25 protein-coding genes are annotated in these 24,761 nt (G+C 72.9%); 10 read left to right on the top strand and 15 right to left on the bottom strand.

The window, feature by feature from the left end; all coding sequences use genetic code 11:
* Positions 1 to 17: 17 nt before the first annotated feature.
* Positions 18 to 368: a DUF2203 domain-containing protein gene (locus FB453_RS29515; RefSeq protein WP_145795473.1), complete on the top strand. Its 351-nt coding sequence runs from the start codon at positions 18 to 20 to the stop codon at positions 366 to 368.
* Positions 369 to 545: 177 nt separating this feature from the next.
* Here FB453_RS29515 and FB453_RS29520 read toward each other — a convergent pair whose 3' ends face one another.
* From FB453_RS29520 to FB453_RS29530, 3 genes are all read right to left on the bottom strand, one after another.
* Positions 546 to 1,223, bottom strand: coding sequence for a class F sortase (locus FB453_RS29520; protein ID WP_486480521.1), 678 nt, complete (start codon positions 1,221 to 1,223; stop codon positions 546 to 548).
* A complete protein-coding gene (locus FB453_RS29525; protein WP_145795475.1) occupies positions 1,220 to 2,089 on the bottom strand; it encodes a DUF4397 domain-containing protein in 870 nt (289 codons plus the stop codon). The genes FB453_RS29520 and FB453_RS29525 overlap by 4 nt, the downstream gene beginning before the upstream one ends.
* Positions 2,090 to 2,197: 108 nt before the next feature.
* Positions 2,198 to 2,869: a methyltransferase domain-containing protein gene (locus FB453_RS29530; protein WP_145795478.1), complete on the bottom strand. Its 672-nt coding sequence runs from the start codon at positions 2,867 to 2,869 to the stop codon at positions 2,198 to 2,200.
* A gap of 241 nt (positions 2,870 to 3,110) precedes the next feature.
* Here FB453_RS29530 and FB453_RS29535 point away from each other — a divergent pair, with 241 nt between their 5' ends.
* A complete protein-coding gene (locus FB453_RS29535; protein WP_145795480.1) occupies positions 3,111 to 4,712 on the top strand; it encodes a glycosyltransferase 87 family protein in 1,602 nt (533 codons plus the stop codon).
* A gap of 33 nt (positions 4,713 to 4,745) precedes the next feature.
* Here FB453_RS29535 and FB453_RS29540 read toward each other — a convergent pair whose 3' ends face one another.
* Together FB453_RS29540 and FB453_RS29545 are read right to left on the bottom strand one after the other, a co-directional pair.
* Positions 4,746 to 5,420 carry an NADPH-dependent F420 reductase gene (locus FB453_RS29540; protein ID WP_145795482.1) on the bottom strand — a complete coding sequence of 225 codons (675 nt, stop codon included), beginning with the start codon at positions 5,418 to 5,420 and terminating at the stop codon, positions 4,746 to 4,748.
* Positions 5,421 to 5,773: 353 nt separating this feature from the next.
* Positions 5,774 to 6,265: a glutathione peroxidase gene (locus FB453_RS29545; protein ID WP_112725191.1), complete on the bottom strand. Its 492-nt coding sequence runs from the start codon at positions 6,263 to 6,265 to the stop codon at positions 5,774 to 5,776.
* Between the two features lie 167 nt (positions 6,266 to 6,432).
* Here FB453_RS29545 and FB453_RS29550 point away from each other — a divergent pair, with 167 nt between their 5' ends.
* From FB453_RS29550 to FB453_RS29565, 4 genes are all read left to right on the top strand, one after another.
* A complete protein-coding gene (locus FB453_RS29550) occupies positions 6,433 to 8,058 on the top strand; it encodes a glycosyl hydrolase family 18 protein (RefSeq protein ID WP_112601186.1) in 1,626 nt (541 codons plus the stop codon).
* 181 nt (positions 8,059 to 8,239) lie between these two features.
* Positions 8,240 to 8,746: a nuclear transport factor 2 family protein gene (locus tag FB453_RS29555; protein ID WP_145795484.1), complete on the top strand. Its 507-nt coding sequence runs from the start codon at positions 8,240 to 8,242 to the stop codon at positions 8,744 to 8,746.
* Between the two features lie 87 nt (positions 8,747 to 8,833).
* On the top strand, positions 8,834 to 10,240 hold the full coding sequence (locus FB453_RS29560) for a class II 3-deoxy-7-phosphoheptulonate synthase (RefSeq protein ID WP_091407607.1): 1,407 nt from the start codon (positions 8,834 to 8,836) through the stop codon (positions 10,238 to 10,240).
* Positions 10,241 to 10,327: 87 nt separating this feature from the next.
* Complete coding sequence (locus FB453_RS29565; protein WP_486480522.1) at positions 10,328 to 11,368, top strand: threonine aldolase family protein; 1,041 nt, start codon at positions 10,328 to 10,330, stop codon at positions 11,366 to 11,368.
* Between the two features lie 106 nt (positions 11,369 to 11,474).
* Here the strand turns inward: FB453_RS29565 and FB453_RS29570 are convergent, their stop codons facing one another.
* Both FB453_RS29570 and pknB read right to left on the bottom strand, forming a co-directional pair.
* Positions 11,475 to 12,344 carry a deoxyribonuclease IV gene (locus FB453_RS29570; protein WP_112582777.1) on the bottom strand — a complete coding sequence of 290 codons (870 nt, stop codon included), beginning with the start codon at positions 12,342 to 12,344 and terminating at the stop codon, positions 11,475 to 11,477.
* Positions 12,344 to 14,332: a Stk1 family PASTA domain-containing Ser/Thr kinase gene (gene pknB / locus FB453_RS29575; RefSeq protein WP_145795489.1), complete on the bottom strand. Its 1,989-nt coding sequence runs from the start codon at positions 14,330 to 14,332 to the stop codon at positions 12,344 to 12,346. The genes FB453_RS29570 and pknB overlap by 1 nt, the downstream gene beginning before the upstream one ends.
* A gap of 188 nt (positions 14,333 to 14,520) precedes the next feature.
* Here pknB and FB453_RS29580 point away from each other — a divergent pair, with 188 nt between their 5' ends.
* On the top strand, positions 14,521 to 14,910 hold the full coding sequence (locus tag FB453_RS29580) for an Rv2175c family DNA-binding protein (protein WP_091408069.1): 390 nt from the start codon (positions 14,521 to 14,523) through the stop codon (positions 14,908 to 14,910).
* A 159-nt stretch (positions 14,911 to 15,069) separates the two neighbouring features.
* On the opposite strand, the gene FB453_RS29585 is transcribed toward FB453_RS29580, so the two are convergent.
* Entirely contained in the window at positions 15,070 to 16,152 is a 1,083-nt protein-coding gene (locus tag FB453_RS29585) for a polyprenyl synthetase family protein (RefSeq protein WP_145795491.1), read from the bottom strand.
* Positions 16,153 to 16,161: 9 nt separating this feature from the next.
* Entirely contained in the window at positions 16,162 to 16,551 is a 390-nt protein-coding gene (locus FB453_RS29590; protein ID WP_145795493.1) for a helix-turn-helix domain-containing protein, read from the bottom strand.
* Between the two features lie 250 nt (positions 16,552 to 16,801).
* Between FB453_RS29590 and metF the strand changes: the two genes are divergently transcribed.
* Both metF and FB453_RS29600 read left to right on the top strand, forming a co-directional pair.
* Positions 16,802 to 17,719: a methylenetetrahydrofolate reductase [NAD(P)H] gene (metF, locus tag FB453_RS29595; protein ID WP_091407621.1), complete on the top strand. Its 918-nt coding sequence runs from the start codon at positions 16,802 to 16,804 to the stop codon at positions 17,717 to 17,719.
* A 44-nt stretch (positions 17,720 to 17,763) separates the two neighbouring features.
* Positions 17,764 to 18,453, top strand: a complete 690-nt coding sequence (locus tag FB453_RS29600) for a CDP-alcohol phosphatidyltransferase family protein (protein ID WP_112582773.1) — start codon at positions 17,764 to 17,766, stop codon at positions 18,451 to 18,453.
* 52 nt (positions 18,454 to 18,505) lie between these two features.
* Here the strand turns inward: FB453_RS29600 and FB453_RS29605 are convergent, their stop codons facing one another.
* The 6 genes from FB453_RS29605 to FB453_RS29630 are packed head-to-tail and all read right to left on the bottom strand — an operon-like array spanning position 18,506 to position 23,826.
* Positions 18,506 to 19,993, bottom strand: coding sequence for a phytoene desaturase family protein (locus FB453_RS29605; RefSeq protein WP_145795496.1), 1,488 nt, complete (start codon positions 19,991 to 19,993; stop codon positions 18,506 to 18,508).
* Between the two features lie 12 nt (positions 19,994 to 20,005).
* Entirely contained in the window at positions 20,006 to 21,130 is a 1,125-nt protein-coding gene (locus FB453_RS29610) for a glycosyltransferase (protein WP_145795498.1), read from the bottom strand.
* Positions 21,127 to 22,017, bottom strand: coding sequence for a carotenoid biosynthesis protein (locus FB453_RS29615; RefSeq protein WP_145795501.1), 891 nt, complete (start codon positions 22,015 to 22,017; stop codon positions 21,127 to 21,129). Before FB453_RS29615 ends, FB453_RS29610 begins: the two co-directional genes overlap by 4 nt.
* A complete protein-coding gene (locus tag FB453_RS29620) occupies positions 22,014 to 22,565 on the bottom strand; it encodes a GNAT family N-acetyltransferase (RefSeq protein ID WP_091407634.1) in 552 nt (183 codons plus the stop codon). Before FB453_RS29620 ends, FB453_RS29615 begins: the two co-directional genes overlap by 4 nt.
* On the bottom strand, positions 22,562 to 23,341 hold the full coding sequence (locus tag FB453_RS29625) for a monooxygenase (RefSeq protein WP_145795503.1): 780 nt from the start codon (positions 23,339 to 23,341) through the stop codon (positions 22,562 to 22,564). Before FB453_RS29625 ends, FB453_RS29620 begins: the two co-directional genes overlap by 4 nt.
* Complete coding sequence (locus tag FB453_RS29630) at positions 23,338 to 23,826, bottom strand: YbaK/EbsC family protein (protein WP_112582768.1); 489 nt, start codon at positions 23,824 to 23,826, stop codon at positions 23,338 to 23,340. The genes FB453_RS29625 and FB453_RS29630 overlap by 4 nt, the downstream gene beginning before the upstream one ends.
* Before the next feature lie 445 nt (positions 23,827 to 24,271).
* On the opposite strand from FB453_RS29630, the gene FB453_RS29635 reads away from it, so the two are divergent.
* Positions 24,272 to 24,721 carry an SAV_6107 family HEPN domain-containing protein gene (locus tag FB453_RS29635; RefSeq protein WP_145795505.1) on the top strand — a complete coding sequence of 150 codons (450 nt, stop codon included), beginning with the start codon at positions 24,272 to 24,274 and terminating at the stop codon, positions 24,719 to 24,721.
* Positions 24,722 to 24,761 lie beyond the last annotated feature (40 nt).

The following is a 24,761-nucleotide window of genomic DNA, read 5'->3' on the forward strand; positions in this document are numbered from 1 at the left end:
TGCCGCATACTGGCCCGGTGTTCACACTTGCCCAGGCCCGGCACCTGGTGGCCACCCTGCAACCGCGCGTCGACGAGTTGATCCGGGTCCGGGCCGACCTGGCCGAGTTGCGCGCCGACCTGGCCGACCACGGCGTGAGCGCGCTCGGCGGGCTGGCCGAGGTCAAGGCGCTCGAGGCCCGGCTGCACGCCGTCGTCGACGAGCTGCACCAGCACGACATCCAGGTCAAGGGCATCGCCCCGGTGCTGCTCGACTTCCCCGGCGAGCGGGCCGGCCGCGCCGTGCTCTGGTGCTGGCTGGAGGGCGACTCCGACGTGCGCTGGTACCACCGGGCAGAGTGCGGCTTCGCCGGCCGCCGCCGCCTCTGACCCCCCGCGCTCCGCGCCCGCGCCTCGCGCCCCGCGCCTCTCCGCCCGTGCAGCCCGGGCCCCGCGCCTTCTTGCGCCCCCACCCGCTTGATCCACTCGGGTTCATGGAAATCGCGGTATCCGAGCGCGGCGGATGCCCCGACTTCCGCGAACCCGAGTGGATCAAGAGCGCGCGACTCAGCCTGCCGCGGACGTCGGCAGGACCGGGTCGGGGACCTCGGTCACCGCGAACACCACCACGTTGTCGACGTAGTGGCCCCGCCGCCGGTCGAAGTCGCCCCCGCAGGTGACCAGGCGCAGCTCCGCCCCGGGCGTCGGGCCGTAGACCACGGCGGTCGGAAACTGGTCCTTGCGGGTACGCAGCGACCCGGTCACCCGGAACGGCACCCGCTGCCCGCCGCGCCACACCTCCACCAGGTCGCCGGGCCGTAGCTCGCCGAGCCGGGCGAAGACCGCCGGGCCGCGTCGTGAGTCCAGGTGCCCGGCGAGTACGGCCGGGCCGGTGTCGCCCGGGGCCGGGCCGCCGCCGTACCAGCCAGCGGTGTGAAAGTCGGTCGGCGGAATCAGCACGCCGGCGCGGTCCAGACCCAGCACGGTGAGCGGTGAGTCGACGTCGATGCGCGGTACGCGTACCCGCGTGGGTGGACCGTGTGGCGTGGGCGCGGCGGCCACCGACTGGCAGTCGTCGCCGCAGCCGGGGTGCCAGCTCGCCGCTGGCGGTGGCGGGCCGGTGGTGGCCAGGCCGACGCCGGTGCCGGCGGCCAGGCAGACCGCCGCGCCGGCCGCGACCAGCGCGGCCAGCGGTATCCGGCGGTCACGGTGCCGCCGGATCGACGGGTCCGGCCCGGCGCTCACCAGGTGGTGCGCCGCCGCCGACGCCAGAGCAGCAGGGCCGCCGCGCCGGCCGCCGCGGCCAGACCGCCGGCCACCAGGGGGTACGCGTCGAGCCCGGCCCCGGCGGTGCCACCGGCGCCGGTGTCCACCCCGCCGGCCGGGACGACGGTGCCACCCTCGGCGTCGCGGCGCAGTTCGGCGGTGAGACCGCCCTGCTTCGCGTCGAGCACCAGCAGCGAGTAGACCGCGCCACCGGTGAGCCGCACCTCGGCGTCGGTGCTGGGCCCGCCGGCACCCGTCAGCTTCAGCCGCCAACTGCCCGGCTCGACCTGCTGGTAGTCGGTCGTGGTGGCGAACTGCACCCCGTCGGCGATCATCGGGCCGTCGGCGGCGGCCACGTCGAGCACCGGGGTCCGCACCGACGCCTGGATGACCCGCACCTTGGCGCGGCCGTCGGTGGGGGCGCTGAGATCGTCGTTGAGCACCCGCAGGCCGAGGTCGGCGTGCCGGCCGACACCGGCCACCGTGAAGGCGTCGCCGCTGGTCACCGCGACCTCGGTGGTGAGCACCGGGGGGTCGCTGGCGGGGGCGCCGGCCTCGCGCATGGCCACCGCGTACCGGCCCGGCGCGAGTTCGAGGTAGTCGGAGATCACGCCGTAACCGACCCCGGGGAAGACCTGCGGCTTCGCCGCGCCCGGCGCGGCAAGGTAGACGTCCACCGCCGGGGTGTCCGGGGAGAGGTGCGCGAGCCGGACGTAACCGACGGTGTCCGCGCCGGTCGCGGCGTTCGCCGGAACAGGAATGGCGGCGGTGGCGAGGGCGGTGCCGAGCAGGAGCGCGCCGGAGCCGGCCAACAGCCGGCGGGGCACGGTACGGAGCGTGTGCATGTCGCCTCCGGAGGCACGTTCGGTGAGCGGGCGGCAACCCAGAGAAACAGGGTCCCGTGAACAGGACTGCGGCGCAAGTTGCCACAGCGATGTTTTTGTCGGCTGTCGTTACCGGTCGCGGAGGGCGAGAAGGCCGAACAGGTCGGGGACCCCGCCTGGGCCCGCCTCGACGACCCGGACCAGCCGAAGGCCGACCGCCACCGTCGCGTTGACCAGGTTGGCGAGGGGAAGGTGCCAGGCACCCACCCGTACCCGCACGCCGGTGGTGTTCCAACTGTCGAAGCTGCGGGACCGGTCGGCGTACCGTGCGTCGACGACGACACGCGGATGCCGTCCCCAGTCGGCGAACGCGCCCACGAAACACGGGTGCACACCCACGTGCACGAAACGCCCGCCGGGGCGCAGCACCCGGGCGACCTCGCGCAGCACGGCCGGGTAGTCGGGCAGGTCGGTGCTGGCCAGCACGCACATCGCGGCCGGCAGCGACGCGTCGGCGACCGGCAGGGCGACAGCGTCACCCCTGGCCACCGGCAACCGCCCCCGCGCGTGCCGCAACTGCCCGCCGGACAGGTCCACGCCCACCGGCGTCCACCCCAGACCCGCCGGCACCGAGGCGTGCGCGCCGGTGCCGCAGCAGATGTCGAGGCAGGGACCCTCGCCCGCGCCGAGCAGGTCCACCACCGTCGCGTGTACCCGCCGCAGATAGTCGCCGCCGCCGGAGATGAAGCCCTCGTACCAGTCCGCGTAGGCGTCGTACGCCGGTCTGCCCGCCGTCCCCATTCGTTGAGGCTACGAATCGCCACCCGTCCCGCGACGCCCGTTCTTCCGAGGGCAGACATGGAGCTGGCCTGCGGCGTTTGCGTTCGCTCACGAGTGGCAACTGGGCAGCAAGGGTGGCGGAGGTCGATGCAGGGGAGATCCAGTTCCGGCGGTCACGCGTGTGCTGATCTGAGCCGGCCGAAGCCCCGGGTCTGCCGTTACGGGGCTCACACGGACCAAGACGGTCGCCTATTCTCGGGCGATGCGGGATCGCCGGGTGGCGCTGGCGTGGGCGGCCTTCGTCGTCGTCGCGCTGGTGTCCTGTGTGCTCGTTCTGCGCCGCCCGGATCGCCTCTCCGACCTGCACATCTACTACGGTGCGCTGTCCGATCTGCGCGCCGGCAAGCCGCTGTACGGGTATGTGGCGGAGAACGGCGGTCCGTTCACCTATCCGCCGTTCGCCGCTCTTGCGCTGTGGCCGATCACCGCCGTCGGCGAGGGCGTGCTCCAGGGGATCTGGCTGGTCGCGACGTGCGCGGCGGTCGTCGCCATCGCCGGGTCGGTGGGTGTCGCGCTGACCACCCGACAGTCCCGGCGCCCGCTCGTCGTGGCGCTGGCGGCCACCGTGCTGATGCTCTCCGCGCCGGTGCAGAGCAACCTACGCTTCGGGCAGGTCAGCATCTTCATCGTGCTGATGGCCCTGCTCGACGGGCTGGGCGTCGTCCCACCCCGAGTGCGCGGGACGTTGGTCGGGGTGGCCGCGGCCATCAAGCTCACCCCGCTGCTGTTCGTTGTCTACTTCCTCGCCGTCGGGCGTTACCGGGACGCCGGCCGGTCGGCGGCCACCTTCGTGGCCTGTGCGGGCCTCGCCGCGGTCGTGCTGCCCCGGGAGAGCTGGGCCTACTGGACCGAGACCGTGCGACAGACCTCCCGCATCGGCAATCTGTCCTCGTTGGGCAACCAGTCAGTGCACGGAATGTTGCTGCGCGTCGGCGTCGACGAGACGGCGCTGCCAGTGCTCTGGGCCGGCATGGTGGCACTGATCTGCGCGGCGGCACTGCTCCGGGCCCGGCAGCTGACGCGGCAGGGCCGCGCTGGGCACGCCGCCGTGCTCGTCGGCTGCGCCACAGTGGCAGCGTCCCCGGTGTCCTGGACCCACCACCAGGTGTGGCCGGTGCTCGCCGCGATGCTGCTGATCGGCGCGTCCGGCGTCACCCAGCGGGCCGCCGGCGCGGCGCTGCTCGCCGCCATGGTCGTCTCGTTGGGCGCGGTGCTCAGCCCGGTCTCGACGCGGCCGGGGGTGCAGTTCCTCTTCGAGAACGCCCGTGCCGTCGGGGTGTGCCTCCTGTGCCTCGTCGGCTTCGGCGGTGTCGCCGTCGCCGCCCAGCGCACGAGCAGACGACCGGCCGCCGGCCGTGCCTGGCTGCGGGTGGGCGTCACGGCCTCGGTGGCGCTCGCGTTCTTCGCCGTGCAGCCGCTGCCGGCCGGAGCCGACCCCACCTTCAAGGCGTACACGCTCGACGACGTGGTCAACCCGCGATACTTCTTCGTCTGCCGTGGCCCGGCCGAATGCGCCGAGTACGCCACCGACGCGCCGGTCACCTTCGGCACCCGCGCCGAGAAGACCAAGGTCCGGGTCAACGGCGTGGTCTCCCCGCAGGTGACCCGCCTGGAGTACTACTCAGCCCCGGGTGGGGCACCCCGGGCCATTCCGCTGCTCGCCCCGTACCCGGGTTCGCGTACCTTCTCGTTCCGGTCGGCGACGATGGCCCACGGTCGGCTCGTCGCGTACGCCGCGGACGGGCAGCCGATCGCCAGCTACGACGACGAACTCGCCGCCGCCCTCCGCACGACCACCCGGTAGGCGGTCGCGGGGAGGGCGGCGGGCTGGCGTTGCTCAGCGGGTGGCGGCGGCCAGGGCGGCGCGCAGCTTCGCGGCGTCGCCTGGGGCCGGGTGCTCCCAGTCCGTCGGGCTGGCGGAGTAGAGCGTGCCGTACGCCGGGGTGTCCGGCTGGTAGCGCCACCCCTCGGCCAGCGGGCCGACGTCCACCGCGTCGTAGCCGATCCGGTCCAGGAGGGCGGTCACCTCGGCCTTCGCGGCGGCGTCGTCACCGGCGATCGCGAGGGCGCTGCGGTCGGCCGCGCCGGACGGCCGGGGGAGCGCGGCCAGGCCCTTGAAGTAGATGTTGTTGAAGACCTTGACCACGCGCGAGTCCGGCAGGTGTCGCTGGAGCAACTCGCTGCTGGTGGTCTCGCCGGAGTCCAGCTCCGGGAAGGTGCCGTCGCGCTGCGGGTAGTAGTTGTTGGTGTCGATGACGACCTTGCCGGCCAGCGGTTCCACGGGCACCGCGCGGTACGCCTTCAGCGGCACACTGACCACCACCAGGTCACCGACCTGCGCCGCGTCCTGCGTGGTGCCGGCGCTGGCGTGCTCGCCCAGGGTCTCCACCAGGTCGGTGAGGGTCTCCGGGCCCCGCGAGTTGCTCAGCACCACGTCGTAGCCGGCGTCAACCGCCAGCCGGGCCACGGTGCCGCCGATGTTGCCACTGCCGATCAGTCCCACAGTTGTCATGCTCGTTCCCAACTCCGTCCACCCGCGACGCATTCCCGACCAGGCTGGTGGGTTATTCGGTTGTCCGTCGCCGGGCGGCTGATCCGGCTGCTCGCGACCTCCGCCGTCCCGGCGGGTGCCTGGCTGGCGCCGCGAGCCCGTCCTGCACAACGTACTGCCCATGCTGGTCGCCGACCGGCTCTCCGGGGACGTGCCACTCTCCGGGGTGGACGCGTGGACCGCCCGGCTGCCCCGCAGTGCCGGCCCGGCAAGATCGCGCTCGATCCGGGATGTGGTGGCATGCGAAGGCTGGGAGGCCACTACATGCACGCTCGAGCGCGATCAAGGCGGTGACGTGGAGTGCCGCCGGGGTGTCAGGGGGTGGGGAGGGTCTTTTCGATGGCTGCGCGCAGGTCGTCGGAGCCGGGCTCGACAGTGGGGGCGAAGCGGGCGGCGACCGAGCCGTCCGGGGCCACCAGGAACTTCTCGAAGTTCCAACGCACGTCACCGGTGTGCCCGTCGGCGTCCGGGGTGTTCACGAGCGCGGCGTAGAGCGGGTGCCGGTCGGGGCCGTTGACGTCGACCTTCTCGGTCAGCGGGAAGGTGACCCCGTAGTTGACCTGGCAGAAGTCGCTGATCTCGGCGGCACTGCCCGGTTCCTGCCCGGCGAACTGGTTGCACGGCACGCCGAGCACCACGAGGCCCTGGTCGGCGTAGGAGTCGGCGAGCGCCTGGAGGCCCGCGTACTGCGGGGTGAGGCCGCAGCGGGAGGCCACGTTGACGACCAGCAACGCCTTGCCGCGGTGGCGGGCCAGGTCGGCGGGGCCGCCGTTGAGGGCGTCGATCGGGATGTCGAAGACGGTCATGGGCCGAGGCTACGCGCCGGCCGGGTGTCGACCCGGGGTGGGCGGAGCGTATGCACTCCGTGCACCAGAAGAAATCGAAACATGCACATCTTGACGAACTGATGACGCCGTGAGTACCGTCTCACCATCTCTTTTGGAAAGTTTCCTAACAGTTCGGGAGACGCCTCATGAAAAGATCGCTCCGCCGGGCCCTCTGGGCCGGTGCCGTGGTCGCCGTGACCGTCGCAGCGGTGCCGGTCACCACCGCGTTCGGCGCCGGCACGGTCACCACCACCTTCACCAAGGCGCAGGACTGGGGGACTGGTCACGAGACGAGGGTGACCGTCACCAACGGCTCCAGCGCCACTGTCACCACCTGGCGCATCGAGTTCGACCTGCCGTCGGGCACCACCATCAGCAGCGCGTGGGACGCCGACGTCACCAGCAGCGGCAACCACTACGTCGCGGTCAAGAAGAGCTGGGCCGGCGGCATTGCCCCCGGCGCCTCGTTCAGCTGGGGCTACAACGGCAGCGGCGCCTACAAGGCACCGCTGAACTGCACCATCAACGGTGCCGCGTGCGGCGGCGGGACGACCCCGCCGACCACCACTCCGCCGACCACCACCCCACCGACGACGACGCCACCCACCACGCCTCCGCCCACCACGCCGCCGCCGACCACCAACCCGCCGAACCCCGGTGGCAAGAAGGTTGTCGGCTACTTCGCCGAGTGGGGCGTCTACGGACGCAACTACCACGTCAAGAACATCCAGACGAGCGGCTCGGCCGCCAAGCTGACCCACATCCTGTACGCCTTCGGCAACACCACCGGTGGCCGCTGTTCCATCGGTGACAGCTACGCCGACTACGAGAAGGCGTACACCGCGGCGGACAGCGTGGACGGAGTCGCCGACACCTGGGACCAGCCGCTGCGCGGCAGCTTCAACCAGCTGCGCAAGCTCAAGCAGATGAACCCCCACCTCAAGGTGATCTGGTCGTTCGGCGGCTGGACCTGGTCCGGCGGCTTCACCCAGGCCGCACAGAACCCGGCCGCGTTCGCCGAGAGCTGCTACAACCTGGTCGAGGACCCGCGCTGGGCGGACGTCTTCGACGGCATCGACGTCGACTGGGAGTACCCGAACGCCTGCGGTCTGACCTGTGACACCAGCGGCCCGAACGCGTTCAAGAACGTGATCAGCGCGCTGCGGTCGAAGTTCGGGTCCAGCGCACTGGTCACCGCCGCCATCACCGCGGACGGCAGCAACGGCGGCAAGATCGACGCCACCGACTACGCCGGCGCCATCGGCAACCTCAACTGGCTGATGCCGATGACCTACGACTACTTCGGGGCGTTCGCCGCCCAGGGTCCGACGGCACCGCACTCCCCGCTCACCTCGTACACCGGCATCCCGCAGCAGGGCTTCAACTCCGACGCGGCGATCCAGAAGCTCAAGAGCAAGGGCGTCCCGGCCAACAAGCTGCTGCTCGGCATCGGCTTCTACGGTCGGGGCTGGACCGGTGTCACCCAGGCCGCTCCGGGTGGCAGCGCCACCGGCGCGGCGCCGGGCACCTACGAGGCTGGCATCGAGGACTACAAGGTCCTCAAGAACACCTGCCCGGCCACCGGCACGATCGCCGGTACCGCGTACGCCAAGTGCGGCAGCAACTGGTGGAGCTACGACACCCCGTCGACCATCAACGGCAAGATGACGTACGCGAACAACCAGGGCCTCGGTGGCGCGTTCTTCTGGGAGCTCTCCGGTGACACGAGCAACGGCGAGCTCATCGGCGCCATCAAGGGCGGTCTCGGCTGAGCCGAGGGCCGACGCACCACCCACACGGCGGGAAGGGGCCCGCACCGTCCCTTCCCGCCCGTGACACAGCGGCCCGGTCGACGCCCAGCGTCGGCCGGGCCGCCGCCGTTGGGTTCGGTCGGCCGAATGTGGCAGACTCGCGGCTCGGCACGTCTCGATCTCACCGCCGACGGAGGTGATCATGCGCCCGACCCACCGCAGGCTGGCGGCGACCGCTGCCGGGCTGATGCTGCTGCCGGTTGCCCTGGTCGGTTGCGGGATCGGCGGCGAGGACGAGGAGAAGTCCGCCGCCAAGCCGGCCCGAGCCCCCGCCGAGGAGGCCGCCACCCGCTCCCGGGAGCGCGTGCAGGCGTACCTCGACGCGATGGCGGCCAAGGACGTCGCCGCCGGCCGCAGCCAGCTCTGCGCTCTGCTGCACGACGGCTTCGACCTGGGCGCCACCGGCCCCAACGGTGACTTCGCCGACCACTTCCAGGTGCCGGAGGCCGCCATTACGGGCATCCGGCCCGGTCCGCGCGGGCAGGAGGTCAGCGTCTCGGTCTCGGTCACCGCGGGCAAGCGCACCGTCGTTCGGCCGTTGGTCTTCACCGTCACCCGGGACGGAAGCGACTGGTGCATCGCCGGCGAGGCGCCGGGTGGGCCGGCCGCCCCGACGCCGACCGGCGTCGCCCCCACCCCCGCGTCCTGACCAGCGCCCGGCAGATTGATCTCCCATCTGCCGGAACCGTCACCCTCGCCGCCCGGCCACCCCGACCATCGCCGTACGCTTTCTGTCATGCGCCATGAGTGGCATCAGCTGAGCCATCCCGCGGTGGGCAGCCCGGGCCTGCAGACCAGCCGACCGACCATCGACTCCGCCGAGGACGCCGCGCTCGGTCTGGACCGATGGCGGGAGCTGCCCCGTGAGCAGGTCCCGCCGTGGTCCGACCCGGCTGCCGTGGCCGCGGTCTGCAAGGTCCTCGACACCGTGCCGTCGGTCGTCGCGCCCTACGAGGTGGACCAGCTCCGGCAGAAGCTCGCCCTGGTCTGCGAGGGCAAGGCGTTCCTGCTGCAGGGTGGTGACTGCGCCGAGACGTTCGTGGACAACACCGAGAGCCACCTGCTGGCCAACGCCCGCACCCTGCTCCAGATGGCGATCGTGCTCACCTACGGCGCGTCGCTGCCGGTGGTCAAGGTCGCCCGGGTCGCCGGGCAGTACACGAAGCCCCGCTCGCTGCCGACCGACGCCCGCGGCCTGCCCGCGTACCGCGGCGACATGATCAATTCGCTGGAGGCCGACCCGGCCGCCCGGGTCGCCGACCCGCAGCGCATGATCCGCGCGTACGCGAACTCGGCGGCGGCGATGAACATGCTCCGGGCGTACCTCGCCGGCGGGCTCGCCGACCTGCACGCCGTGCACGACTGGAACAAGGGCTTCGTGAAGAACTCCCCGGCGGGGGAGCGTTACGAGGCGATCGCCCGGGAGATCGACCGGGCGCTGGCCTTCATCCGGGCCTGCGGCATGACCGACGACGAGGCGCTGCGTACCGTCACGCTCTACTGCTCCCACGAGGCCCTGGCCTTGGAGTACGACCGGGCGCTCACCCGGGTCTCCGACCGTCGGGCGTACGGGCTCTCCGGGCACTTCCTCTGGATCGGCGAGCGCACCCGGCAGATCAGCGGGGCGCACATCGACTTCATCTCCCGGATCGCCAACCCGATCGGGGTCAAGCTCGGCCCGACCACCTCCCCGGACGAGGCGATCGAGTTGTGCGAGAAGCTCAACCCGGACAACATCCCCGGTCGGCTCACCCTGATCAGCCGGATGGGCAACCACCGGGTACGCGACGCGCTGCCGCCGATCGTCGCCAAGGTCACCGCCGCCGGGGCCAAGGTGGTCTGGCAGTGCGACCCGATGCACGGCAACACGCACGAGTCGTCCAACGGCTACAAGACCCGGCACTTCGACCGCATCGTCGACGAGGTGCTCGGCTACTTCGAGGTGCACCGGGGGCTGGACACCCACCCCGGCGGCCTGCACGTCGAGTTGACCGGCGAGGACGTCACCGAGTGCCTCGGCGGCGCCCAGGGGATCGAGGATCTCGACCTGCCCGACCGGTACGAGACCGCCTGTGACCCGCGACTGAACACTCAGCAGTCGTTGGAGTTGGCCTTCCTCGTAGCGGAAATGCTGCGTGGCTGAGCTTGCGAGCCCGCAGTCGGCAAGTCAGAGGATGACCATGGCTGACGCGAGGGTGAGCTTGCGAGCCCGCAGTCGGCAGTTGAAAGGATGACAGTGCCTGATCTGTTCGTGGACCTGCGGTCCGACACGGTGACCCGACCCACCGCCGGGATGCGGGAGGCGATGGCCGCCGCTGAGGTCGGTGACGACGTCTACGGCGAGGACCCGAGCGTCAACGCGCTGGAGGCCGAGGTCGCCGCGTTGTTCGGGCACGAGGCGGCGCTGTTCGCCCCGAGTGGTTCGATGGCGAACCAGATCGCCCTGCAACTGCTGGTGTCGCCCGCCGAGGAGTTGCTCTGCGACGCCGACGCGCACGTGGTCACGTACGAGATCGGCGCCGCGGCCGCGTACGGCGGGATCTCCTCGCGGACCTGGCCCGCGGTGGGCGCGGACATCGACCCGGAGGTGGTGGCCGGGATGATCCGGCCGGACGGTTACTTCGCCGTCCCCACCCGCGCGATCGCCGTCGAGCAGACCCACAATCGCGGCGGCGGCGGGGTGATTCCGCTGGCGACCCTGCGGGATCTGCGCGGGGTCGCTGACGAGGCGGGCGTCGCGCTGCACTGTGACGGGGCCCGGATCTGGCACGCGCACGTCGCCGACCAGGTGCCGCTGATCGAGTACGGCCGGCTCTTCGACACGCTGTCGGTGTGCCTCTCCAAGGGCCTCGGCGCGCCGGTCGGTTCGCTGGTGGTGGGCAGCGCGGACAAGATCGAACGTGCCCGGTTGATCCGCAAGCGGATGGGCGGGGGCATGCGCCAGGCCGGCATTCTCGCCGCCGCCGGCCGGTACGCGCTCGCTCAGCACATCGACCGGTTGGCCGACGACCACGCGAAGGCGGCCCGGCTCGCCGAGGCGGTCGCGCCGTTCGGTGTGCTGGCCACCACGGTCCGTACCAACCTGGTCGCGCTGGACCTCACCAAGCACACCCTGGACGCGCGGGCCCTGGCCGCCGCGGCGCGGGCCGAGGGCGTACTGATCTCGGTGCTCGGCCCCCGTACCGCCCGCCTGGTCACCCACCTGGGCCTCAGCGACGCGGACATCGACCGCGCCCTGGCAGCCCTACCCCGCATCCTCGCCGCAGCCTAAAACCCCACCCCGCCCGCCTCACCCTCCGCTTCACCTCGGTGATCAAGAGGTTCGCGTCAGATTCCGGTCGCCGGGTGACGCAAACCTCTTGATCAACGAGGTTGGGTCAGGGGTGGGACAGGCGGGTGAGGGTGGCGATGTCGGCGGCATGGCCCACGTGCTTCTCGGTGGGCGTTTCGACGACGATCGGGACGCCGGCGGTCGCCGGGTGCGCCATCAGCTCGGCGAAGGCGGGCTCGCCGATGCTGCCCTTGCCGATGTTCTCGTGCCGATCCCGGGTGGAGCCGCACAGATCCTTCGAGTCGTTGGCGTGGACCAGCCGCAGCCGGTCCGCGCCGACAGTGGCCACCAGGGTGTCCAGGGTCGCCGTCATGCCGCCCTCGGCCGCCAGGTCGTGGCCGGCCGCCCAGGCGTGGCAGGTGTCGAAGCAGACCCCGAGCATGGGGTGCCCGTCCACCGCGTCCAGGTAGGGCCCGAGCTGCTCCACCCGGGAGGCCAGTGAGCGGCCACCGCCGGCGCTCGGCTCGACCAGCAACATCGGCCCGCCAGCGGCGGCAGCCCAGTCGAGCAGCGGCAGCAACACCTCGCGGACCTGTCGCATCGCCGCCTCGGCGTGCCCCTCGTCCACCGAACTGCCCGCGTGGAACACCACCCCTCGCGCGCCGATCGCCACGCCCCGACGCAGCGCGTGCGCCAGCGTCTCGCCCGACTTCTCGACAGTGGCCGGGGTGGGCGACCCGAGGTTGACCAGCAGCGCGGCGTGGATGAACGCGGGAATGCCCCGCTCGGCGCAACCGTCGCGGAACAGGGCGTCCTGCACCGGGTCGCCGTTGGGCAGTGCCCAGCCTCGCGAGTTGGAGACGTAGACCTGCACCACCTGCGCACCGGTCACGTCCGCGTACGGCAGGGCAGCCTTCGCCAGCCCACCCGAGGTCGGAGTGTGCGTGCCCACCGGCCGCGCAGAGATCGTCGGCATCAGAAGCACGTCAGTGTGACCGGTGTGCCGGGCGCCACCTGCGAATTTTCGCCCGGGAGCTGGATCCGGACCACGGCGTTCGGGTTGATCGCCATCGTCACCGGGAAGCCCTGACCCTCCAACGCCTGCTTGGCCTGCTGGCACGGCAGGTCGATCACCCGCGGCATGGCGACCAGCGGTGGCCCCTTGCTCACGTCCAGCTTGACCTCGGTGCCCTTCTCCACGCCGGCGCCATCGGCCGGGCTCTGGCCGAGGATCTCGTCCCTCGGCTTGTCGGAGTCCTTGTAGGTCTCCTTCAGCACCAGGTTGAGCTGGGCCAGGGTCGTCCGGGCGTCGGTCAGGCTCTTGCCGACCAGGTTCGGCACCGTCACCGGCGCCCTGCCCCGGCTCAGAATGAGGGTGACCTTCGCACCGGGTTTGACCTCGGTGCCCACCTTGGGAGAGCTGTCCACCACGACCCCGGCCGGCAGGCTGTCGTCGTAACGGGCGGTGCCCCTGGCCACCACCAGCTTCACGTTGACCAGGTCCGCCTCGGCGAGCTCGAACTCCTTGCCGATCACGTCCGGTACGGGGAAACGCTCCGGGCCGAGGGAGAGGGTCAGGGTGATCGTGCCACCCTTGACGATCTTGGCAGCGGACGCCGGGCTCTGCTCCAGCACGCTGTCCTTCGGGGCCTTCTCGTCGAAGCGCGGCTCAGCGTACTTGACGAGAAGCCCGGTGCGGTCGGCCTGCGCCTGCGCCTGCGCCTTGCTCAGGCTCACCAGTTGCGGAGCGTCCGTGTAGCGGCCGACGCCGAACCACCAACCCCCGAGCGCGGCCACCAGGCCCAGCGTCACGACCACGGCCGCGACGGCCAGCCGGCCACGGGGGTTGCTCAACACCGTGCTGCGCAGCGCGGCGAGCCGGACGCCCAGGCCCTCCGCCGGCTCCGGGGCGGCCCGCCGCCGCCCCGGCCCCTGGCTGCTGGCGCCCTCGGGCAGTCGTGCCCACGACGGGCGGTTGGGCGGCTGGACCGTCGCGACCATCATGGTCGGCTGGGAGAGCGACGGTTCGTCACTGACCGGGCGGAGTACGGCGGTGTGGCTGTTGGCGTCGCCCAGACGATCCCGGGCCACCTGCACCTCGGCCAACAACGCGCCGGCGTCTGCGGGCCGCGCTTCCGGATCACGCCGGGTGGCACGCTGCACCAGGTCGTCGAGGACCGACGGCAGGCCCGGCACCAGCGTCGAGGGCGTCGGCACGTCCCGGTCGACGTGCTGCCAGGCGACGTCCACCGGGCGGTCCCCGTCGTACGGCACCCGGCCGGTGAGCATCTCGAACAGCACGATGCCGGCCGAGTAGACGTCGGTGCGCGGATCGGCGCGGCCCTCGGTGACCAGCTCCGGGGCGACGTACGCCACGGTGGCCATCAGCTGGTTGCCCTGCTCCTCGTCGGCGCTCGCCTCGACCGCCCGGGCCAGCCCGAAGTCGGCCACCTTCACGACGCTGTCGACCAGGTTGGCGACGCCACCGGTCGGCGCCTCCGCGACCAGCACGTTCTCCGGTTTGACGTCGCGGTGCACCAGACCGGCCCGGTGCGCGGCGGCGATCGCCGCGAGCATCTGCTCGGCGATGGCCAGCGCCTCGTCCGGGTTGAGCCGGCGTCGCTCGGCCAGCACATCACGCAGCGTGCGGCCACGGACGTACTCCATCACCAGGTACGGCAGGCCGGCGTGCGTGCCCTGGTCGTAGACCGCCACCACGTTCGGGTGGGTCAGCCGGGCGATGGTCTTCGCCTCGTCGGTGAACCGGGCCACGAAGTTGGTGATCCGGGCCCGTGCCTCGCTCGCCTGGGTCGGGTGAATGATCTTGACAGCGACGGTGCGCTCAAGGCGTTCGTCGGTGGCGGTGTACACGGTCGCCATGCCACCACGGGCCACGCGACCGCGAATGCGGTAGCGCCCGTCGATCAGCGAGCCCAGCAACGTGTCGGCGACCTGAGTGTCCATCGGCAGGCAGTCTATGTGTCCAGGGGGTGAAGGATGAACAGGATGCTACAGCCGTACGCCGAACCGGTCCGTCCCGCCGCGTTCCCGGCCCCTTATTCGCTGGTCAGCGGCGATCAAGGAGGAGGACGCAGATGGGCCGCCCGGGGTGCCGGTGGCTCGTCGCGGCGGCGGCGTGGCAGGGTGGTCGGGTGACCGAACCCGTACCCGACCAGGCCGCGCCCGGCCTGGAGCTCGCCGGCCCCACCGACCCGGCCGACTGGTTGACCCTGCCCGACGTCGCCGAACGCCTCGACGTGTCGATCAGCAAGGTGCACCAGATGATCCGTGACCGGGAGTTGCTGGCGGTCCGCCGCGACGGCGTCCGCCGGATCCCAGCGGACCTGGTTGCCAACCAGACCGTGCTCAAGCACCTGCCCGGCGTGCTCAATCTGCTCGCCGACAACGGCTATGACGACGAGGCTGTCCTGCGCTGGCTCTACGAGCCGGACGACACCCTCCCCGGCGCCACCCCAGCCGCCGCCCTCTCCGGCGACCAGGCCCGCGAGGTGAAACGCCGAGCCCAAGCCCAAGGCTTCTAACCCCCGCCCCCACCCCGCCCTCCCTCCCCGGTCCCCGGCCCCGGCCCGGTTGATCATGAAGTTATTGCCAGCCCGCTCGGCGTGTCGTGGCAATAACTTCATGATCAACCCCGGTGGGCGGGGGCGGGAGGGGGTGGGCGGGGAGGGGGCAGGGTGGGGTTAGTCGGATCGGCGGGTTGCGGCTATGGCCAGGTCTACCAGGGCTTGGCGGGCCTCGGTGTCGAGGTCGACGGCGGTCAGGGCGGCCAGGGCGGCGTCGGTGAGTGTGACGATCCGCTGTTCGGTACGGGCCAGCGCCCCGCTCGCCGAGATCACCTCGCGGAGCCGGGCCACCCCGTGCTCGTCCAGCTCCGGGTCGCCGAGCCGGCCGAGCAGCAGCTCGCGGCCCGCGTCGTCGGTGGCCTCCGCGGCCGCCGCCACCAGGTAGGTGCGCTTGCCCTCGCGTAGATCGTCCCCGGCCGGTTTGCCGGTCAGCGCCGGGTCGCCGAAGACCCCCAGCACGTCGTCGCGGAGCTGGAACGCCTCGCCCAGCGGCAGCCCGTACGCCGAGTAGGCCGTCCGTACGTCCTCCGGCGCGTCGGCCAGCGCGGCGCCGAGCAGCATCGGACGCTCGACGGTGTACTTCGCGGACTTGTACCGGGCGACCTTGCTGGCCCGTTCCACCGAGGTGTCCCCGGTGACCTGCGTGAGCACGTCGAGGTACTGCCCGACGGTGACCTCGGTGCGCATCTCGTCGAAGACCGGCCGGGCCCGGGCCAACGACCACAGGTCCAGGCCGGCGGAGTGCAGCAGCTCGTCGGACCAGACCAGGCACAGGTCGCCGAGCAGGATGGCCGCAGCGTCGCCGAAACCGTCCGGGTCGCCGCCCCAGCCGGCCTCCCGATGCTGGGTGGCGAACCGTCGGTGTACCGCGGGCTCGCCGCGACGGGTGTCGGAACGGTCCATCAGGTCGTCGTGGATCAGGGCGCTGGCCTGGACGAACTCCAGTGAGGCCAGGGCGGTCAACACCTGGTCGCCGTCGAGCCCGCCGGCCCCCCGGAACCCCCAGTACGCGAATGCGGGACGCAGCCGCTTGCCGCCGCCGAGCACGAACGCCTCGATCGCCTCGGCCACCGGACCCAGCGCGTCGTCCACGGCGGCGAGCCGGACCCGTTGGCCGGCCAGGAACTCGGTGAGGGCCTTGTCGATCCGCTGCCGCAGGCCGGCGCGGTCGACGGGGGACACGGGAGCAGCGTGGGTCACGCCCCGACGCTAGCCGGTCGTCCGTGCTCGTGCTCCACCGCCACGCGTAGTGCCGCCGGTGCGGCCGGGACCCGTCCGCCCGGCCGGTCGCGCGCCGGCCGCCGCGGCACGGCCCGGCCCGGTGGCCCGCGTCGAGCCGGCCCGACGGGTGGTCGCGGCGGCCTCCGCGAGCACCACCAGCGGCACGTCCAGGACGACGGCGAGCCAGCCGAGCCAGAACCCACCCGGCACGCGACGCTGTCGTTCCCACCGGGAAACCTCGTGCCGACTCAGCGTCGGCACCCCGGCGGCGGCACACAACTCGGCGGCGGCTCGCTGCTGGCTCCAGCCCCGGTCGAGTCGGCAGCGAGCCAGCAGCGGCCCGAGCTGCGCGGGACGCGGCGGTGCGGGCGGGATCATCTGTCCTCCTGGCGGGCGTCGGCGCGGCGCCGACCGGCCCGCCCTGAACGGGCGTGAGCAGCGGCACCGCTCGGTTGCTGACCCCCGCGCGGGCCCCCGGGCCGCCCCCGCCGCCCCTCCCGCGCCACCCCTTCCTACCCCGGAGGTACGACGCCTTTCCGCCCGTCGGATCGGGACGCGGGGGGCCGGCCCGGCCGTCGGGGGTGGGAAGGGCCTGGGTCCTGGTGCCATCGACCGCTAGAGTCGGGTCGTGGCGCTCGGTCTTCCCTCGACACTCCCCAATCCGCAGCCGGCGATCGGGGAGCTCATCCGTGAGCGCCAGCCGACCTTCTCGTTCGAGTTCTTCCCGCCCAAGACCGAGGCGGGGGAGCAGCTGCTCTGGCAGGCCATCCGCGAGTTGGAGTCGCTGCGCCCGTCGTTCGTGTCGATCACGTACGGCGCCGGCGGCTCGACCCGGGACACCACCGTGGCGGTGACCGAGCGGATCGCCACCGAGACCACCCTGCTGCCGATGGCCCACCTCACCGCGGTCAACCACTCCGTCGCCGAGCTGCGGCACGTGGTCGGCCGGCTCGCCGGGGTGGGGGTGCGCAACGTGCTGGCCGTTCGTGGTGACCCCCCGGGCAACCCGGGCGGTGAGTGGATCCGTCACCCCGAGGGCGTGGACTACGCCGAGGACCTGGTCCGGCTGGTGCGCGACGCCGGTGACTTCAGCGTCGGCGTGGCGGCCTTCCCGTACAAGCACCCCCGCTCGCCCGACGTGGCCAGCGACACCGCCCAGTTCGTCCGCAAGTGTCGGGCCGGGGCGGAGTTCGCGGTCACCCAGATGTTCTTCGACGCCGACGACTACCTGCGGCTACGTGACCGGGTGGCCGCTGCCGGCTGTGACACCCCGATCCTGGCCGGCGTGATGCCGGTGACCCAGTTCAGCACCATCGAGCGGTCCGTGCAGCTGTCCGGTGCGCCATTTCCACCGGCGTTGGCGGCCCGCTTCGAACGCGTCGCCGACGACCCGGACGCCGTCCGCCGGCTCGGCATTGAGCAGGCCAGCGAGATGTGCCGCCGACTGCTGGACGAGGGTGTGCCGGGAATCCACTTCATCACCCTCAACCGGTCCACAGCGACCCGCGAGGTCTGGCAGAACCTGAAGGCCGGCGCCCGCGTGTGAACGCTGCGCCTGCGACACCTGTTGCCCGGCACGACGGTTGATCCGTGGTGGGCACACAGCTGAACTGGGATCAGTACGCCACGGCGTGGGCGCGGTTGCACGGCGGGTTCGACCCTCGGGTCGCGGCGCCGGTGGTGCGCGCCTGGCTGCGATTCGCGTACCACGTCGGATATGTGCTGGGTCGACTGCGGGTCAGCCCCACCGCGGTCACCGTGGCCGGGGTGCTGCTCTGCTTCTGCGTACCGTTGCTGGTGGGCCGGCCGGGGGACGGGCCGTTCCTCGGCGCGCTGTTCGTGCTGCTCGCCGCCGTGGCGGACAGCGTGGACGGTGCGGTGGCGGTCGCCACCGGCCGCACCACCCGGCTCGGCTACGTCTACGACTCGGTCGCCGACCGGCTCGGTGAGGTGGCGTGGCTGCTGGCGTTCTGGCTGGTGGGCGCGCCGGGTGGGCTGGTCGTCGCGGGCGGCGCGCTGTCCTGGTTGCACGAGTACGTCCGGGCGCGGGCGGTCGCCGCCGGCATGCGGGAGATCGGCGCGGTGACAGTGGGCGAACGCCCCACCCGGGTCTCGGTGGCGCTGGCCGGCTTGCTGGTCGCCGGGCTGGCCGGGCTGATCGAGCCGGACCTGGCCGCCGGCACCATCACCATGGCGACCGCGGTCTGGGTACTGCTGGCCGGTTTCGGCCTGGGGCAACTGCTCTCCAGCATCCGCCGCGCCCTGCTCGACGCCGACTGAGCCGGCCAGCCCGACGCCGACCGAAACAGGCGCCGGCTGGAGCAGGCCGGGTCTACCAGGCGGGGCCGATCTCGTCGGCGACGATCTGCGCGGAGAGGGTCACCATCGGCAACCCGCCGCCCGGGTGGGTGGAGCCGCCCACCAGCCACAGCCCGTTCGCCGGGCCCCGGTTGGCCGGGCGGAGCAGCCCACCGGCGGTGCCGTAGATCGAGCCACCTGGCGCGCCGGTCGCCACGTCCAGGTCGGCCGGGGTGCGGATCTCGCGGAACAGCAGCCGGTCGCGCACGTCCACGCCGCGCTGCGCCAGCACGTCCAGGATCCGGTCGGCGTACGCGTCGGCCAGCCCCGGGCGTCGCCAGTCGACAGCGCCCGCCGCGGTGCCCTGCCGGGCGGCGTTGACCAGCACGAACCACGCCTCGTGTCCGGCTGGGCGGACCATCGGGTCGTCGGCCACTGTGACGAACACGGCCGGGTCGGCCGCCGGCCGGGCCCGTACGCCGCGCCCGGGGTCACCGAAGACCGCGTCGAACTCGGCGTCGTAGTCGTCCGGGAAGAAGACGTTGTGGTGGGCCAGCCCGGTGCTGCCGGAGACGCCGAGCAGCAGCACGAAGCCGGCGAGACTGCGGTCGGTCAGCCCGGCCAGCCGACGCGGGTGCGGCAGCAGGTCACGGTAGACGGTGAGCGCGTCCACGTTGGCCACCACCACGTCGGCGGGCACCGGGGCGGCGGCGCCGGCGAGGCGTACCCCGTGCACCCGGCCGCCGGTGGCGTCGATCCGGGTGACAGTGGCGTCGGTCTGCACGACCACGCCGAGGTCCAGGCAGCGCGTCAGCAGCGCGTCGGCGAGCGTGCCCAGCCCGCCGCGCAGGTACCAGCCGCCGAAGGCCAGCTCGGCGTAGGGGACCGCGACCAGCGCCGCCGGTGCCCGACGTGGGTCGGCGCCGGTGTAGGTGGCGTACCGGTCCAGCATCATCCGCAGCCGCGGGTCGGACAGGTGCCGGCGGCCCAGGCCGCGCAGACTGCGGCCCGGGGCGATGGCGGCCAGGTCGCCGACGCGCCAGGCCAGCGACGCGAGGTCGCGGGGAGAGTCGACGGTACGACGCAGGATGTCCCGTGAGGAGGCCTGCCACACCCGCGCCGCCCGGCGCCACAGTCGCTGCCAGTCGGCTGCCGCCCGGTCACCGAACGCGGCCCCGATCCGGGCGGTGAACTCAGCCGGGTCGGCGCACGAGTCCAGGGTCGGACCGCCGTCGGGAAAGACATGCCGGACGATCGGGTCCAGCGGGACCAGGTCCAGGTATTCGTCGAGCTTCGCCCCGGTCGCCTCGAACAGGTCGTGGAAGACCTCGGGCAGGGTGAGCAGGCTCGGCCCGGTGTCGAAGTGGAACGACCCGGCCGGGGTGTCGTGCGCGTACCGGCCGAGCTTGCCGCCGACCGTGTCGGCCCGCTCGAAGACGGTCACCTGGTGCCCGGTAGCGGCCAGCCGGGCGGCGGTGGCGAGGCCACCCACCCCGGCGCCGACGACCACGATCCGCGCCATGCCGCGTCCTCCCTAGCTGACCGGACGGCCCCGCCAGGTCAGGCGGCGTCGCTTTCGCAGATGGTACGACCGCAGGGTCAACCAACCGAGGACCACGACCGACACGGGGTGTGCGAGCGCGTCGGGCCACCACCGGCCACCGGTCGCGCGGGCGGTGAGCACCCGTCCGGCCACACCCAGCAGGTATGCGATGAGCGCAACCATTGACACCAGGGGAGCTGTCGAGGCGAACCTCAGCGCGATCAGCGGTGGCGCGGTGTAGAGCAGCAGCAGCGCCGCCACCACGGCCGCCGCCGCGCCCGGGTGCCCGAACGACGCCCAGAGCGACTTCGAGTACCCGTCGCGCAGTTGCGGCCAGTCGTCGTACATCCGGCAGGTGGCCAGCCGGGAGCCGTCGGCCAGGGCGATCCGCCCACCGGCCCGCTTGACCGCCCGGGCCAGCTCGATGTCCTCCAGGATCTTGTCGGCGACCGCGGCGTGCCCGCCGGCGGCGGTGTAGCCGGCCCGGTCCACCACCAGGAACTGCCCGCCCGCCGCGGCCAGCGACGGCCGCGACGAGCGCTCCATCGCGCGCAGCGGCAGGAAGGTCAGCCAGAGCCACTGCAACAGCGGCTGCACCAACCGGTCGCCGGCCGTCGCCACCACGATCCGGGGGTACGGCGACAGCAGCGTCACCCGGGCGGCGCGCAACTCGGTGACGGCAGCGGCCACGGCGTGCGGGGCGAGCACCACGTCGGCGTCGACGAAGACCAGTGCTGTGGCGTCCGGGTCGGCCCGGGTGGCCAGTTGCCAGCAGGCGTGCGGCTTGCCCAGCCAGCCCGGCGGTGGGGCGACCCCGGTGAGCAGCGTGACCCGGGGGTCGTCGCCGGCCACCGCGCGGACCACCTCGGCGGTGCCGTCGGTGGACCCGTCGTCGAGGACCACGATGCGCATCCCGGGTACGCCGCGCTGGGCCAGCAGGGCGCGCAGGCAGGGCGTGACCCGGGTGGCCTCGTCGCGCAGCGGCAGCAGCACGGTGACCGGCTCGTCGACGTCGTCGGGCCGGTCGGTGGGTCGGCGCAGCCACCGGGTGGCGTTGAGCCAGGTGTGCCCGGTCAACGCGGCGACGGCGATGAGCAGGGCGAGCAGGACGGTCATCGGGTCGCGTCGACGCCGGGGCGGTGTGGCTGGTGGGCCTCCCGACCGGGGTCACCGCCCCGGCGGGCACGCAGGAGGGTCACTGCCAGGGGTACGGCGGTCACCGACATGCCGGCGGCGCCCCAGAGCGCCGAGGCGGGCAGGTCGAGGAAGACGGCGTGGGCCAGGATGCTGGAGAAGTACGTCCACAGGTAGAGCGCGACCATCGGGTGGTCCCGCCGATCGGTGTGCTCGACGGCCGGCCCGGCCAGCGGGCGCAGCGCGCTCATCATCAGCACCGCGAAGAGCAGCCAGCCCAGGTAGTTGCTGACCGGGATGCCGGCCAGGCCGGGCAGGGCCGGGGTGGCGTCGCGCCAGACCCAGTAGCCCTCGGCCACCATCTGCGGGTCGAGGAAGAGGTCCCAGGCGGCCAGCCCCACTGTGGCCAGCGCGATCCGCCCCACCCATCGACCCACCGTCGATCCGCTGCCGCTGCCGCTGCCGCCGGCCGTCGGCCCGCCGCCGTTGGCCGTTGCGGCAGTGCCGCCGGTCAGTCGGACCGCTGCGAGCCAGGCCGGCCAGGCCATCCAGGTCCAGGCCAGCGGAATGATCAGCGGCACGCCGGCCAGCTTGGGGCCCAGCTCTCCGGAGTAGTCGTAGCTGCCGAACGGCACGCCGGTGGCCACCCCGATCGCCTCGATCGCGAACCCGCCGCCGGTGGCCACCGCGACCAGCGCTGCCGCCACCCGTGGGCCCCGGCTGAGCAGCGCGTGGCCGACCGAGAGCAGCCAACCGAGGACGACGGTGGCCACGGTGAGCCCGGCCCGGGTGGCGCCGGTGGTGAGCGGGTAGCAGATCTGGGCGAGCACCAGGACGACGAGCATCGTCCAGGAGATCCGCCGGGTCATGACGCCGGTGGCTCGAGCGGCAGATCCCGACCGAGTACGCCGAACGGTCGCTCGTCGCCGGGGAAGTGGAAGTCGCGCAGCACGTCGACGAAGCCGAACCGTCGGTACAACCGCCAGGCCCGCGAGGTCTGCTCGTCGGCCTCCGGGGTGGACAGCAGCACTGTGTCGCCCTCCGCCATGCCGAGCAGCGCGCGCAGCTGACCGGCGCCCAGGCCGTGCCCCTGCGCCGGTGGCCGGACGTGCAGCTCGACCACCTCGAAGCAGTGGGTGAGCCAACGCGTACGAGTCGGGGCGTCCAGCGCGCGGTGCACCTGGTCGTGCCACCACTGACCGGAGGCGCCCAGGTAGCCGTAGCCGAAGCCGGCGAGGTGACCCTCGCTGGTCAGGCTGGCGACCGCCCGGAAACCCGGCCGGCGGACGTGGGTGGCGATGTAACCGCGCCGGGCCTCCAGCAGGTCGGTGCGGTATCCCATCGCCTCGCCGTAGACGGCCACCACGTCGTCCAGCCGCCGGACGAGATCGTCCGGCGTCCAGCGCACCAACCTCATGCCCGTCCACCCTTCACCGTTTCCGGGCCGCCGTCGACGACCCATCCGAGCACCGACCGGTCGCCGACCACGTCGCGCACCTCGAACCGGGCGAACAGCTCCTCGGCGTACCAGCCCGCGGTGGGGGTTCGCATGATCGCCGCCCGATGCTCCGGGTGACGGTACGCGAACGCCACCAGGTCCGTCGGGTCGCGCCACACGCTCACCGTGCCCTGCCAACCCAACGGGGCCTCTCCGACCCCGAACCGGGCCAGCAGCCCGGGCGCGTCGCGCAGGGCGGCGGCCACCGGCGGGATCGCCCGCCAGAAGGTGGCCGCCCGGCGGGCTCGCAGCCGGGCCCGGGTCAATGCCAGCACCGGGCCGGTGACCCGGCCGCCCGACGGGTCGCCGAACGGCCGCTGGCCGGACCACTCGCCCCGGCTGGTCAGCGGGCGTAGGTCGATTCGCGCCTGGGCGTGGGCGATGCGCGCCCAGGCCCGCCCTACCGGCGAGTCGTCGAAGCCTTCCGCCGCGGCGGGAGAGTCCCAGACGGTCAGCGCCGCCCACCGGGTCAGGTCGGCGTCCCGTGGCCCGAAGTCGGTGCCGGTCCCGGTGCCCAGCAGCTTGCCGAACCGAACGCCGGGGAGGGCCCGCAACCGGCGGGGGTCCACAGCCATCCGGGTCAGCGCCCGGGGCAGCGCGCCGTGGGAGGTCCGCCACACATGCAGCGTGACCAGCTCCGGAGCCGTGCTGGCGTCGCTGCGGGGACTGCTGGTGCGCTCGCTTGGCTCGCTCACGCCACCTCGGCCGGGGTGCCGGCGGTGACCCGCAACAGCTCGGGGTAGGTGGTCGGGAAGACCGCCTGGGGTACGCCACCCGCGGCCCAGATCTCCGGGTACGCCGCCAGCGCCGTGTCCACCAGGGTGCGCAGCGGGTGCGGGTGCCCGAGTGGGGCGACCCCGCCGATCGGCTGCCCGGTGTGGGCCCGGACGAACTCCGGGGTGGCCCGACGTAGTCGGGTGACGCCGATCGATGCCGCCAGGCCGGCGGTGTCGACCCGGTGCGCGCCGGAGGTGAGGACGAGCAGCGGTGTGTCGTCCGCGTCGAAGATCAGTGAGTTGGCGATCTGGCCGACCTCGACGTCGAGCGCCGCAGCGGCCGCCGCGGCGGTGTGCACCGCGTCGGGCAGCAGACGGACCATGCTGGGCTCACCGGCGCCGTCGAGCGTGCCGGCGGCGGTGAGCGCGTCCTGCACCGCCCGTACGTTCGGGTGTGGCTGCATCCCGCCATTCTTCCCGGTTCGCTGGTGGCCGGTTCAGCCGGCCGGCACGCTCGGCGCGTCACACGTTGCATTTTCGTCGGAGGGGAGGTGTACTGTCAGCAGCAGTTAGAACGAGTGTTCGATTGCCTCGAACGCCCGTTCCAACCAGCCGGAGCGCGGCGTTTCGCGGCGCCACCTCCGGGCGGTGCGGCTCCGCGGGCCGCACCTGGGTTTCCGGGCAGTCGCGAGCCTGGTCCCAACAGGCAGGAGCGTCGCCCGCCGCCCACGACCCCCGGGCGGCGGGCGACGCACCCGCCGGTCCGCCGGCCGGGTGTGGTGTGGGGAAGCATCCACACCCGGCCGGCCACACCCGGTGCGTCTTCCTCCGCACCACCCCGACCTCGGCGTCTCGTCGGTGGCATCAGCCGCCGCAGTGACGTCTCGGCCACGTGGAGGAGAGACACCCATGCCGACCAACCCGGCTCAGGCACCGACGGTGCCGGCGCACGTGCTGCCGCACCGCACCCCCGCCCAGCTCCTCACGTTGGCCCGCCGTGGGCTGGTCGAGGCCGGCCAGACCCGACCTGACGGTCTGCGCTACGCGGCTGCCCACCTGGCCGCCCTGCGCGCGGCAGCGGCCCTGATCGCCGCCCGTGCCCGACCCGCGCCGAGTCGACGCAACCGGATCACCAGCGTCTGGGTCCTCCTCTGCGCCGTCGCTCCGGAGCTCGACGAGTGGTCCCGGTTCTTCGCCGCAGGGGCCAGCAAGCGCGCCGCCGCCGAGGCCGGCATCCCCCGGGTGGTCAGCGCCCGGGAGGCCGACGACCTGCTCCGCGCTGCCGAACAGTTCGTCACGGTGGTGGAAACCGCGCTCGGTGTGGCCCACCAACCGGCCCTGGACGGCCTCGCCGCCTGATCCCGCCGTGCCACCGGCCGCCCCGCGGGGGGAGCCGGGC

The organism is Micromonospora sp. CNZ322, assembly GCF_007827755.1.

What these genes read in the sequence shown, in the direction of transcription:
- FB453_RS29525 (WP_145795475.1), bottom strand. Translation starts at nt 2,089, where the DNA reads ATGCACACGCTCCGTACCGTGCCCCGCCGGCTGTTGGCCGGCTCCGGC.
- FB453_RS29530 (WP_145795478.1), bottom strand. Translation starts at nt 2,869, where the DNA reads ATGGGGACGGCGGGCAGACCGGCGTACGACGCCTACGCGGACTGGTAC.
- FB453_RS29535 (WP_145795480.1), top strand. Translation starts at nt 3,111, where the DNA reads ATGCGGGATCGCCGGGTGGCGCTGGCGTGGGCGGCCTTCGTCGTCGTC.
- FB453_RS29540 (WP_145795482.1), bottom strand. Translation starts at nt 5,420, where the DNA reads ATGACAACTGTGGGACTGATCGGCAGTGGCAACATCGGCGGCACCGTG.
- FB453_RS29545 (WP_112725191.1), bottom strand. Translation starts at nt 6,265, where the DNA reads ATGACCGTCTTCGACATCCCGATCGACGCCCTCAACGGCGGCCCCGCC.
- FB453_RS29550 (WP_112601186.1), top strand. Translation starts at nt 6,433, where the DNA reads ATGAAAAGATCGCTCCGCCGGGCCCTCTGGGCCGGTGCCGTGGTCGCC.
- FB453_RS29555 (WP_145795484.1), top strand. Translation starts at nt 8,240, where the DNA reads ATGCGCCCGACCCACCGCAGGCTGGCGGCGACCGCTGCCGGGCTGATG.
- FB453_RS29560 (WP_091407607.1), top strand. Translation starts at nt 8,834, where the DNA reads ATGCGCCATGAGTGGCATCAGCTGAGCCATCCCGCGGTGGGCAGCCCG.
- FB453_RS29565 (WP_486480522.1), top strand. Translation starts at nt 10,328, where the DNA reads ATGACAGTGCCTGATCTGTTCGTGGACCTGCGGTCCGACACGGTGACC.
- FB453_RS29570 (WP_112582777.1), bottom strand. Translation starts at nt 12,344, where the DNA reads ATGCCGACGATCTCTGCGCGGCCGGTGGGCACGCACACTCCGACCTCG.
- pknB (WP_145795489.1), bottom strand. Translation starts at nt 14,332, where the DNA reads ATGGACACTCAGGTCGCCGACACGTTGCTGGGCTCGCTGATCGACGGG.
- FB453_RS29590 (WP_145795493.1), bottom strand. Translation starts at nt 16,551, where the DNA reads ATGATCCCGCCCGCACCGCCGCGTCCCGCGCAGCTCGGGCCGCTGCTG.
- FB453_RS29605 (WP_145795496.1), bottom strand. Translation starts at nt 19,993, where the DNA reads ATGGCGCGGATCGTGGTCGTCGGCGCCGGGGTGGGTGGCCTCGCCACC.
- FB453_RS29610 (WP_145795498.1), bottom strand. Translation starts at nt 21,130, where the DNA reads ATGACCGTCCTGCTCGCCCTGCTCATCGCCGTCGCCGCGTTGACCGGG.
- FB453_RS29615 (WP_145795501.1), bottom strand. Translation starts at nt 22,017, where the DNA reads ATGACCCGGCGGATCTCCTGGACGATGCTCGTCGTCCTGGTGCTCGCC.
- FB453_RS29620 (WP_091407634.1), bottom strand. Translation starts at nt 22,565, where the DNA reads ATGAGGTTGGTGCGCTGGACGCCGGACGATCTCGTCCGGCGGCTGGAC.
- FB453_RS29630 (WP_112582768.1), bottom strand. Translation starts at nt 23,826, where the DNA reads ATGCAGCCACACCCGAACGTACGGGCGGTGCAGGACGCGCTCACCGCC.
- FB453_RS29635 (WP_145795505.1), top strand. Translation starts at nt 24,272, where the DNA reads ATGCCGACCAACCCGGCTCAGGCACCGACGGTGCCGGCGCACGTGCTG.